Consider the following 9,985-nt stretch of genomic DNA (forward strand, 5'->3'; position numbering starts at 1 on the left):
CCAGCACTGACGCCACCCGCCAGTGACGCCTGTCAGCGCTTGCGGTCAAGCAGCGACCGCTCGTCGGATCATCTGGGGATCACGCTGCGATTGGACCTCAGAGCCGAAAATCCTCGCCCAGATAGACAGCGCGCACGCGGTCGTTCTGCAACAGATCGTCAGGTGTGCCTTCGGCAATGACGCTACCCTCGCTGATGATGTAAGCGCGGTCGCAGATGTCTAGGGTCTCACGGACATTGTGGTCCGTGATAAGCACGCCGATGTTGCGCCGGCGCAGGTGGGTGATGATGGCCTTGATCTCGCCGACGGCGATGGGGTCGACCCCTGCGAAGGGCTCATCGAGGAGCATGATCTTTGGCTCCACGGCGAGTGCGCGGGCGATCTCCAGGCGCCGGCGCTCGCCGCCGGAAAGGCTCATGGCCAGCGAGCCTGCCACATGCGCGATACCGAGCTCGTCAAGAAGCTGGTCGCAACGCGCATATCGGGTGCTGCGGTCGAGGTCGCCGCGGGCCTCCAGCACCGCCAAAAGGTTATCTCTGGCGGTGAGCTTGCGGAAAACCGACGGCTCTTGGGCCAGATAGCTCAAACCGCGACGGGCGCGGGCATGCATCGGCCGCAGCGTGATGTCTTCGCCGTCGAGGAGGATTCGGCCGGCATCTGCCGGTACCAGGCCGACGATCATGTAGAAGCTCGTGGTCTTGCCGGCGCCGTTCGGCCCAAGCAGACCCACGACGCCGCCGGCGTCCACCCCAAGGCTGACGTCATTGACCACCCGGCGGCGGCGATAGCGTTTGGCCAGGCCCTCGGCTAGCAGGGTGGTCATTGGTCCGCGCTGGTGCCCCCGGGGTCGGGCTCGGTGGACCCCGGCTCGATGCGGATCTTGACACGCTCACGACCGCGTGCGCTGGTGCCCGCGGTGAGGCGATCCGTGGTCCGGTTGTAGACGATGCGGTCGCTCGCAAAGCGGTCTTCGCCCTGAATCAGCACGGCGTCATCGATGAGCGTGATCTCCTCACTGTCCGCTGCATACTCCATCCGCCGCGCCCGCGCGCGGACTTCTTCGGGATCGCCGTCGAGAAGCTGCTGATAACGCACCGGGTTACCGATGGCAATGATCTTGCGCGGCTGCCGGTTGGGCGCATGATGCACCAGGACCTCGTCGGCGCGAATGCGCATGCTGCCTTGCTGTACCTCGACATTTCCCAGGTAGAGACTGATGGACTGCTTTTCGTCGAGCTCCGCCGCGTCCGCCTCGACGAACATCGGCTGCTCGCGGTCGGAGTCCAGCGCGATGGCGCCCGGTGCCGCCAGCACAGCAACCGCCGCCAACACCGAAGCAAGCAGTGCTGCGGGGCGCGAAGCACAGCTGCATCGACGATACTCAGGGTCTGCGCTCATGGTGCCTCCGCACCGTCGGCAGCACCCGCACCGGCGGCCTGGGCAAACGCGAAGCGCTGGCGCACACGGCCGAAAAAACGGCTGCGCATCGGGGTTTTGAACCACAACTGCATGCCGTCCACCGCCGTCAGCCAGTCCTCGCCTCGCTCCAGCTCGACAGCGCGATCGGTCTCCGCATAGCCGGCGTCGTCCAGCACCAGAAGCTCACTCGTGAAGATGCGCGTGGGCGGCGCACCAGCATTCGCGGCGCGATCGGCAAGCACTCGGCCCTCCAGCAGAACCTCGTCGCCTTCGGCAGAGACCCAGGCGCGCTCGGCACGGATCACCCAGTCCGGCTGTGCCGGCTCCAGCAGCCGGAGCACGGGCGCATCGAGCTCGCTGCCGGTGTCGCCGGGAAAGTGACGCAGCTCTCCGGACCAGAGCCGCCGGATTGGCTCACCGTGCTCGGACATGGTGACCACGGCAACCTGCTCCACGACATAATCGGGCCGACCATGCTGGGGCACCGCCGGGCCAACGTCCGGTCGATGAGCGCCGCGATACCACCAGGCCGCGAGTCCAGCGGCAGCGAGGAGCAGTGCAATCAGCACCTCCCGCCCGGACAGGCTCACGCTGACGCACCTGTCGTGCCGAGATAGGTCTGGACCAGCGCATCCAGCTTGCCTTGCGCTCGCAGGATCAACTCGCAAAGATCCCGGGCGGCACCGCGCCCGCCGCCGCTCGGGGTGCACCAATGGGCATGCTCACGCACCACCGGGTGGGCATCGGCCACCGCCACCGCAAGCCCGACGCGACGCATCACGGGCAGATCCATCAGGTCGTCGCCCATGTAGGCCACCGCCTGATGCGGGACACCCAGCTCCCCTGCCAGCGCCAGGAAGGTCGGCAGCTTGTCGGGGCAGCCCTGGTGGACGTGCTCGATCCCCAGACTCTGCATCCGGATCCGCACGACCTCCGAGCGCCGCCCGGTGATGACGCCGAGGGTCACCCCGCTGTCGCGCAGCATGGCCATCCCGTGGCCGTCCCGGGAGTTGAAGGCCTTGTATTCCTGGCCGTCATCTCCGAGGTAGAGACTGCCGTCGGTGAGGACGCCGTCAACGTCGAAGATGACGACCCGAATAGCTTTCGCGCGTTCAAAAATATCCTGCATAGGAAATCACCGCCCCGGGGCAAGATCGCCTGCTGTCGGCCGGCAAGCGTACCATAGGCATTCCGGGTCACCCGCCCACACCATGACCAGCCTGCCCAGCCTTGCCAACCGCAAACGCCCGCAACACCACCAACGCTGCCGTCACCGTTGTCGCAGATGGCTGGTGGGCGCTCAGCGACAGCGCCAGCTACTATCCAGACGACTTGCCCGCTGACTGGCAGCTCGGCTACTTCGCCAACGAGCATCCAGGTGCCTACATCAGCGCTGCCGACTGGTGCGCCGACGCCGTCCTTCTGCTTCACGAATGGCGGGATGCGGTGCCGGAGAGCTTCCGCTTCTTTCTCGAGTGCCCGCCCGCCAATGCCCCGAAAGACCTTCTGCAGCAGGCGATCGCAGCCTTGCACGGGCAACTCGGCGGCTGGGTGCGCTGGACGGCTCCCGGCGCGCCGGGGTTACTGCTGCGGCCGACTGCGGATGAGGCCGCCGTGTGGGGACGCGCGGTTAATTGCCCACAGACACTCATGGCCGATCTGCGCGCCGGCGCTCGTTGGCTGCGCGAGCAGGCCGCCGCAGCACCGGCGACGCTGGTCATCCTGCCGCAACCGCGCACCGCGCAGCTCGCGGCCTGGCGACAGATGCAGCAGCTGCTCGGCCTGGCGGAGATTTGAGCGCCTGCGTATGCGCGCGCAACCCTTGCTTGACGCTTGCGGCTGACCTTCAAGAGAATGCCGGGCTGTTTCAACCACTCCTGAGGGATCAAGCCCATGGGGAAAGGCGTCCCCGCCCAGTTCGCGCGCGCCGATGCGCAAGGCGACGAGCGTCTCCAGCAACCAGGCAATGGTGCTGGAGCTGAGCCGCTTGTGCGCATTCGCGGCTTGCATTTCGCGCACGGTGGCAAGGTTATCTTCGACGGCATCGACTTGGACATTCAACGCGGTGCCGTCACCGCCATCATGGGCCCCTCCGGCACCGGCAAGACGACCCTGCTCAAGCTCATCAGCGGCCAGCTCAAGCCGAACGCAGGCAGCATCGAGGTGGACGGCGAGGCGGTACACCATCTGAATCGCCAGCAGCTCTGCGCGCTGCGCAAACGCATGGGCATGCTGTTCCAGAGCGGGGCGCTCCTCGGCGACCTGAGCGTCTTCGAGAACGTCGCCTTCCCGCTGCGGGAGCACGCTCGGCTGCCGGAGTCCCTCCTGCGCCGGCTGGTGCTGATGAAGCTCGAGGCCGTCGGGCTGCGCGGTGCCGCCGCACTTATGCCCAGCCAGCTGTCCGGCGGCATGGCAAGGCGCGTGGCCCTTGCCCGCGCGGTGGCGTTGGACCCCATGATGGTGATGTACGACGAGCCCTTTACCGGCCAGGACCCCATCTCCATGGGCGTGCTGGTGCAGCTGGTGCACCAGCTGAACGACGCCGGCGGCATCAGCAGCATCATCGTCTCCCACGACGTGCCCGAGACCCTTGGCATCGCTGACCACGCGTATGTGATCGCCGAAGGTCGCGTCATGTGCAGTGGTACGCCGGAGCAGGTGTCGGCTCACGCAGATCCGCGCGTGCGTCAGTTCCTTGATGGCGCGCCGGATGGACCCGTGCACTTCCACTACCCGTCGTCCGTGCCCCTCGCCCAGGACATGCTTGCCAGCGGAGAACATCGCGGGTGGTGGTGACCGATGCACTGGCCCGTCTGGGACGCGCCGGCCTGACCGCGCTCGCGGGCGTCGGCCGCGCGCACACGCTGCTTGCGGCCATCATCGTCGGGCTGCCGGCGCTGCTGCCGCGGCCGCGGCTGCTGATCGCGCAGATCTTTAACATCGGCGTGCTCTCGGTGTTGATCATTGCCGTCTCCGGACTCTTTGTCGGCATGGTGTTGGGCCTGCAGGGCTACTACGTGCTGAACCAGTTCGGCGCCGAGGAAAGCCTCGGTGTCATGGTGGCGGCGTCACTGGTGCGCGAGCTCGGGCCCGTGGTTACCGCGTTGCTGGTGGCGGGGCGCGCCGGCTCCGCCCTCACCGCCGAGATCGGCCTGATGAAGGCCACCGAACAACTGTCTGCGCTAGAGATGATGGCCGTCGATCCGGTACGTCGCGTCCTCACGCCGCGCTTCTTCGGCGGCTGCATTGCCATGCCCCTGTTGGCCGCCATGTTCAGCATGCTGGGGGTGTTGGGCGGCTGGTTCGTCGGCGTCGGACTCCTCGGCGTCGACGACGGCGCCTTCTGGAGCCAGATGCAGAGCAAGCTGGATTTTCGCGAAGACGTCATCAACGGCGTGATCAAGAGCCTGGTATTCGGCGTCGTGGTGAGCTGGATCGCCCTGTTTCAGGGCTATGACGCCACCCCGACCGCCGCCGGCGTCAGCCAGGCCACCACCCGCTCGGTGGTGCACGCGGCACTCGCGGTGTTGGGTCTCGATTTCATCCTCACCGCTCTGATGTTCGGGGAATGACACATGGGTACGACGCGCACGACAGAGATTCTGGTGGGCGCCTTCATGGCGGCGGGCTTCCTTGCGCTCTTCTTCCTCGCCATGCGGGTCAGCAACCTGAGCGCCGCAGGTGACGGCGATGGCTACGCGCTCATTGCCCGTTTCGATAACATCGGCAGTTTGAAGGTGCGCGCACCGGTGAGCATGGCCGGCGTGCGGCTCGGGCGCGTGGAATCCATTGCCTTCGACGAGGCCGCCTATCAGGCGGTGGTGACCCTGCGCATCGACGCGGCCTACGACCAGCTGCCAACTGACACCTTCGCCAACATCTACACGGCGGGGCTCCTCGGGGAGCAATACGTGTCGTTGGATCCTGGCGGCAGCCCGGACTATCTCGGCGACGGCGACCAAATCGAGCACACCCAGTCGGCACTCGTGCTCGAGCGCATGATCGGGCAATTTCTGTTCAACCAGGCACAGGAGGATTCGGAATGAGCATCGGCACGGCAAGAGCACGCGGCATCGCGCCAGCACTAACGGCAATTTGCGCGGTGCTGCTGCTGGCGTTGCCGCCGGCGGCCGCCGCCGATGCTGACGCGGAGGCGCTGGTGCGGCGCACGGCAGAAGACACACTGCGCACCCTGCAGAGCCGCCGCTCCGAGCTCGACGGCAACCCCTCAGCCATCTACAACCTCGTGGGCAACAAGCTCGCCCCGCATTTCGACTTTGAGCTCATTACCCGCTCGGCGGTGGGCCGCGACTGGGGCAAGGCCAGCGCCGGCCAGCGCAGCCAATTGGTCTCGGCGTTTCGCGAGCTCCTGATCAGCACCTATGCCAAGTCGCTCGCAAAGTACTCGGGCGAGCAGGTGATCTACAAACCGTCGCGGCCCGGCACACGAGACGGCACCGTGGTGGTGCCGACGGAGGTCACAGGTGCCGGCGGGCCGCCGATCCCCATCGACTACCGCATGCACAAAGAGAGCGGCAGCTGGAAGGTCTACGACCTGGTCATCGACAACGTCAGCATGATCTCCAGCTATCGCGGCCAGTTCCGCGCCACCATCGTCCGCTCAGGCATCGATGGGCTCATCCGGGAGCTGGAAGCCAAGGCCGCCGGCGCCTAGCATGACCCAAGCTCAGCCAGCCGCCGCAGCACAGCTGACGCACGCGGGCGCCGACCGCTGGCGGCTGGACGGCGACCTCACACTCGCCGTTGTCGCGACGCTCGCCGCCACACCGCCGACGGCCGGCACTGGTGCGCGTGTCCATCTGGACCTCGCCGGTATTCACCGGCCGAGCAGTGCGGGTGTCGCCTTGCTGCTCGAGTGGCAGGCGCAGTTGCGCGAACAGGGGCTGACGCTGGTGCTGCACAACACTCCCGCCGCTATGCGGCGGCTCGCAATGCTCGCCAACGTTCAGGCGCTGCTCGGCCTAGGCGACTCTGCCCAGCCGACCGCAACCGCATCTAGGGCGGCCGACGGGTCTTGAGTGCGATGCACACCGGCCCGCGGCGGGCGGCCCTATGCACAGCCCGTGCCGCTCAGCACCCTATCGCGCCTGTCCTATCGGTAGCCCCCTTTTTTCATTCCCACCCGACAGCCCGATCTCAACTCACCCTGCCAATTGATCCATGGACAAGCTCCTGATTACCGGCGGCAACCGCCTCGAAGGCGAGGTCCGAGCCTCCGGCGCCAAGAACGCAGCGTTGCCCATCATGGCCGCTACCCTACTCGCAGCGGAGGGCGAGTGCGTGCTCGGCAATGTGCCGCACCTGCGCGACATCACGACCACCATGGAACTGCTAGGGCGCATGGGTGCGCACCTCACCGTCGACGAGCGTATGCGCGTCCATGTTGACGCCACCGGGGTGACCCGCTTCGAAGCGCCTTATGACCTCGTGAAGACCATGCGGGCATCCATTCTGGTGCTGGGACCGCTGCTCGCCCGCTTCGGTGAGGCACAGGTCTCCCTGCCCGGCGGCTGCGCGATCGGTGCGCGCCCGGTGAATCTCCATATCGAAGGCATGCGGGCGATGGGCGCGGACATCATCGTCGAGAACGGCTACGTGCAGGCCAAGGCCGAGCGGCTCCGGGGCGCGCGCTACTTCATGGACATCGTCACCGTCACCGGCACCGAGAATCTGATGATGGCGGCGGTGCTGGCCGATGGTCGAACTATCCTCGAAAATGCCGCCCGCGAGCCCGAGGTGGTCGACCTCGCGAACTTTCTGGTCGCGATGGGTGCGCGTATCCAAGGGGCCGGCACCGACACCATCGTCATCGACGGCGTCGAGCACCTCACTGGCTGCGCATACAGCGTCCTGCCAGATCGCATCGAGACCGGCACTTTCCTGGTTGCCGCAGTCATGACTAGCGGGCGGGTTCGGGTGCGCGCCACCCGCGCTGATCTGCTGGAAGCGGTGCTCGGTAAGCTGCGCGAGTGCGGCGCCACAATCACCACCGGCGCAGATTGGATCGAGCTGGACATGACCGGCCGCCGCCCGCGTGCAGTAGACGTCCATACCGCCCCGCACCCGGCCTTCCCGACAGACATGCAGGCGCAGTTCTGTGCGCTGAACAGCGTCGCCGAGGGTACCGGCATCATCACCGAGACGGTCTTCGAAAACCGCTTCATGCATGTGCTGGAGATGCAGCGCATGGGCGCCGACATCCGCATCGAGGGCAACACCGCCATCTGCCGCGGTGTCGACCGACTCACGGCTGCGCCGGTTATGGCCACCGACTTGCGTGCCTCCGCGAGCTTGGTACTGTCGGGGCTCGTGGCGGATGGCGACACACTCGTGGACCGCATCTACCACATTGACCGTGGCTATGATCACATCGAAGAGAAGCTGTCCGCTCTCGGCGGCGTCATCCGGCGGGTACATACTTAACCAGCGGATCGAGTTTCGAGGGGCGAGGTTCTAGGAAGACCCGCACCGCCCCTCGCCCCTCGCCCCTCGACACTCGACACTTCCCAATGTCCGACACCTTGACCATCGCGCTGTCGAAAGGCCGCATCTTCGAGCAGGCCATGCCCTTGCTCGCGGCGGGCGGCATCCGCGCGACGGAAGACCCCGAGCAGAGCCGTAAGCTGATCCTCGACACCAATGACCCGCAGGTGAAGCTTGTTATCATCCGCGCTAGTGACGTCCCCACCTACGTGGAGTATGGCGCTGCCGATCTCGGCATCGCTGGCAAGGACGTGCTGCTGGAGCACGGCGGCGACGGGCTGTACGAACCGCTGGACTTGGGCATTGCCCGCTGCCGGATGATGGTCGCGGGTAAGCCCGATGCGCGCCTCGACGGCCGCACTGACCGCCGCCGCCAGCGCATCGCCACTAAGTACGTGCACTGCGCTGAGCGTCACTTCGCCGCCAAGGGGCAGCAGGTGGAGATCATCAAGCTCTACGGCTCCATGGAGCTGGCGCCCCTGGTGGGCCTTGCCGACCTGATCGTGGACCTGGTGGAAAGCGGCAATACGCTCAAGGCCAATGGCCTGGTGCCGCTGGAGCATATCTGCGACATCAGCTCGCGGCTGGTGGTGAACAAGGCGTCCTGGAAGATGAAGCACGCCAGCGTCACAGCGCTGTTGGAGGCGTTGCGCGGTGCCGTCGCCGAAAAGCAGGTTGATTAGGCTAGCAATCACTCTGCCATCGCCCAGCGCACGGGAGCATCACCATGCCCGACATCGCCCGACTCAGAACCACCGACGCCGACTTCGCCGCGCGCCTGGACGCGCTGCTCGCCTGGGATTCCGTATCCAACCCTGCAGTGCAGCGCACCGTCGATGACATCATCGACGCCATCCGCAGCCGCGGCGACTCGGCACTCCTTGAGTACACCGCCCGCTTCGATCGCTGGCAGCCCGGCAATGCGGCGGCGCTGACCATCCCGGCCGCCCGCCTCGCGCAGGCTGCGGAGCTGATCCCGGTGGAGCAGCGTGATGCCTTGGCCGCCGCCGCCCAGCGCATCCGCGCCTACGCCGAGCATCAGAAGCTGCAGAGCTGGGACTACCGCGAGTCGGACGGCACCCTGCTCGGGCAGAAGGTGACACCGCTGGACCGCGTCGGGCTCTATGTCCCCGGCGGCAAGGCGGCCTATCCGTCGTCGGTTCTCATGAATGCTATCCCGGCCAAAGTCGCCGGCGTGCCGGAGCTGGTGATGGTCGTGCCGACGCCGGAGGGCAAGCTGAACGAGCTGGTCCTGGCCGCCGCCCACATCGCCGGCGTGGATAAGGCCTTCGCGATCGGTGGGGCGCAGGCCGTCGCCGCGCTGGCCTACGGGACGGAGAGCGTGCCCGCGTGCGATAAGATCGTCGGTCCCGGCAATATCTATGTCGCTACGGCCAAGCGCGCGGTCTTCGGTCAGGTGGGCATCGACATGGTGGCAGGGCCGTCGGAGATCCTGATCCTGTGCGACGGCGGCACGGACCCGGACTGGATCGCCATGGATCTCTTCAGCCAGGCCGAGCACGACGAGGATGCCCAGGCCATCTTGGTATCTTGGGACGCGGATTACCTGGACCGGGTCGCTGCAAGCATTGACAAGCTGCTGCCTTCGCTGGAGCGCCGGGATATCATCGCCAACGCGCTGAAGGACCGCGGCGCCTTGATCCTGTCGCGGGACATGCACGACGCCGCGGCCGTGGCCAACCGCATCGCGCCGGAGCACCTGGAGTTGTCGGTCGAAGATCCGGAGGCCCTGGCCGCGAAAATCCACAACGCCGGCGCCATCTTCATGGGCCGCCACACCGCAGAGGCCCTTGGCGATTACTGCGCCGGACCCAACCACGTGCTGCCCACCTCGGGCACCGCACGCTTCAGCTCACCGCTCGGCGTCTACGACTTCCAGAAGCGCTCCAGCCTTATCATGGCGTCGAGCGCTGGTTCCGCTGCGCTCGCCAAGACCGCCTCGGTGCTTGCGCGGGGCGAGGGGCTGACGGCGCATGCGCGGTCGGCGGAATATCGGGGGGAGTGACGAGTGGCGAGGGACAAGTATCGAGGCGGGAAGGCT

At 66.6% G+C, this 9,985-nt stretch carries 13 protein-coding genes; 9 read left to right on the forward strand and 4 right to left on the reverse strand.

All coding sequences use genetic code 11. The features are described from left to right. Positions 1-97: 97 nt before the first annotated feature. From lptB to kdsC, 4 genes are read right to left on the reverse strand one after another with little or no spacing between them, the layout of a single operon-like run. The gene (gene lptB / locus I6U14_RS01275) at positions 98-823 is read right to left on the reverse strand and encodes an LPS export ABC transporter ATP-binding protein (protein ID WP_296896225.1); all 726 of its coding nucleotides are present in this window, start codon (positions 821-823) and stop codon (positions 98-100) included. Continuing rightward, complete coding sequence (gene lptA / locus I6U14_RS01280; RefSeq protein WP_296896227.1) at positions 820-1,398, reverse strand: lipopolysaccharide transport periplasmic protein LptA; 579 nt, start codon at positions 1,396-1,398, stop codon at positions 820-822. The genes lptB and lptA overlap by 4 nt, the downstream gene beginning before the upstream one ends. After that, positions 1,395-2,009 carry an LPS export ABC transporter periplasmic protein LptC gene (lptC, locus tag I6U14_RS01285; protein WP_296896229.1) on the reverse strand — a complete coding sequence of 205 codons (615 nt, stop codon included), beginning with the start codon at positions 2,007-2,009 and terminating at the stop codon, positions 1,395-1,397. The genes lptA and lptC overlap by 4 nt, the downstream gene beginning before the upstream one ends. Beyond that, positions 2,006-2,548: a 3-deoxy-manno-octulosonate-8-phosphatase KdsC gene (gene kdsC, locus I6U14_RS01290; RefSeq protein WP_296896231.1), complete on the reverse strand. Its 543-nt coding sequence runs from the start codon at positions 2,546-2,548 to the stop codon at positions 2,006-2,008. Before kdsC ends, lptC begins: the two co-directional genes overlap by 4 nt. A 101-nt stretch (positions 2,549-2,649) precedes the next feature. Here kdsC and I6U14_RS01295 point away from each other — a divergent pair, with 101 nt between their 5' ends. The 9 genes from I6U14_RS01295 (at position 2,650) to hisD (ending at position 9,949) form a co-directional block, all read left to right on the forward strand. Beyond that, positions 2,650-3,216, forward strand: coding sequence for a hypothetical protein (locus tag I6U14_RS01295; RefSeq protein WP_296896232.1), 567 nt, complete (start codon positions 2,650-2,652; stop codon positions 3,214-3,216). A 96-nt stretch (positions 3,217-3,312) separates the two neighbouring features. Then, positions 3,313-4,215 carry an ABC transporter ATP-binding protein gene (locus I6U14_RS01300; protein ID WP_296896234.1) on the forward strand — a complete coding sequence of 301 codons (903 nt, stop codon included), beginning with the start codon at positions 3,313-3,315 and terminating at the stop codon, positions 4,213-4,215. Further along, on the forward strand, positions 4,212-4,991 hold the full coding sequence (mlaE, locus tag I6U14_RS01305) for a lipid asymmetry maintenance ABC transporter permease subunit MlaE (RefSeq protein ID WP_296896243.1): 780 nt from the start codon (positions 4,212-4,214) through the stop codon (positions 4,989-4,991). The genes I6U14_RS01300 and mlaE overlap by 4 nt, the downstream gene beginning before the upstream one ends. A gap of 3 nt (positions 4,992-4,994) precedes the next feature. After that, positions 4,995-5,465 carry an outer membrane lipid asymmetry maintenance protein MlaD gene (gene mlaD, locus I6U14_RS01310; protein WP_296896235.1) on the forward strand — a complete coding sequence of 157 codons (471 nt, stop codon included), beginning with the start codon at positions 4,995-4,997 and terminating at the stop codon, positions 5,463-5,465. Then, positions 5,462-6,094 carry a phospholipid-binding protein MlaC gene (locus I6U14_RS01315; RefSeq protein WP_296896237.1) on the forward strand — a complete coding sequence of 211 codons (633 nt, stop codon included), beginning with the start codon at positions 5,462-5,464 and terminating at the stop codon, positions 6,092-6,094. Before mlaD ends, I6U14_RS01315 begins: the two co-directional genes overlap by 4 nt. Position 6,095: 1 nt before the next feature. Next, positions 6,096-6,458, forward strand: a complete 363-nt coding sequence (locus I6U14_RS01320) for a lipid asymmetry maintenance protein MlaB (protein ID WP_296896238.1) — start codon at positions 6,096-6,098, stop codon at positions 6,456-6,458. A 142-nt stretch (positions 6,459-6,600) separates the two neighbouring features. Then, the gene (gene murA, locus I6U14_RS01325; protein ID WP_296896239.1) at positions 6,601-7,863 is read left to right on the forward strand and encodes a UDP-N-acetylglucosamine 1-carboxyvinyltransferase; all 1,263 of its coding nucleotides are present in this window, start codon (positions 6,601-6,603) and stop codon (positions 7,861-7,863) included. 86 nt (positions 7,864-7,949) lie between these two features. Next, on the forward strand, positions 7,950-8,606 hold the full coding sequence (gene hisG / locus I6U14_RS01330) for an ATP phosphoribosyltransferase (protein WP_296896240.1): 657 nt from the start codon (positions 7,950-7,952) through the stop codon (positions 8,604-8,606). 44 nt (positions 8,607-8,650) lie between these two features. Beyond that, the gene (gene hisD / locus I6U14_RS01335) at positions 8,651-9,949 is read left to right on the forward strand and encodes a histidinol dehydrogenase (RefSeq protein ID WP_296896241.1); all 1,299 of its coding nucleotides are present in this window, start codon (positions 8,651-8,653) and stop codon (positions 9,947-9,949) included. The last annotated feature ends 36 nt before the right edge of the window (positions 9,950-9,985 follow it).

The organism is Thiohalocapsa sp., from assembly GCF_019695415.1.
GTDB lineage: Bacteria > Pseudomonadota > Gammaproteobacteria > Chromatiales > Chromatiaceae > Thiohalocapsa.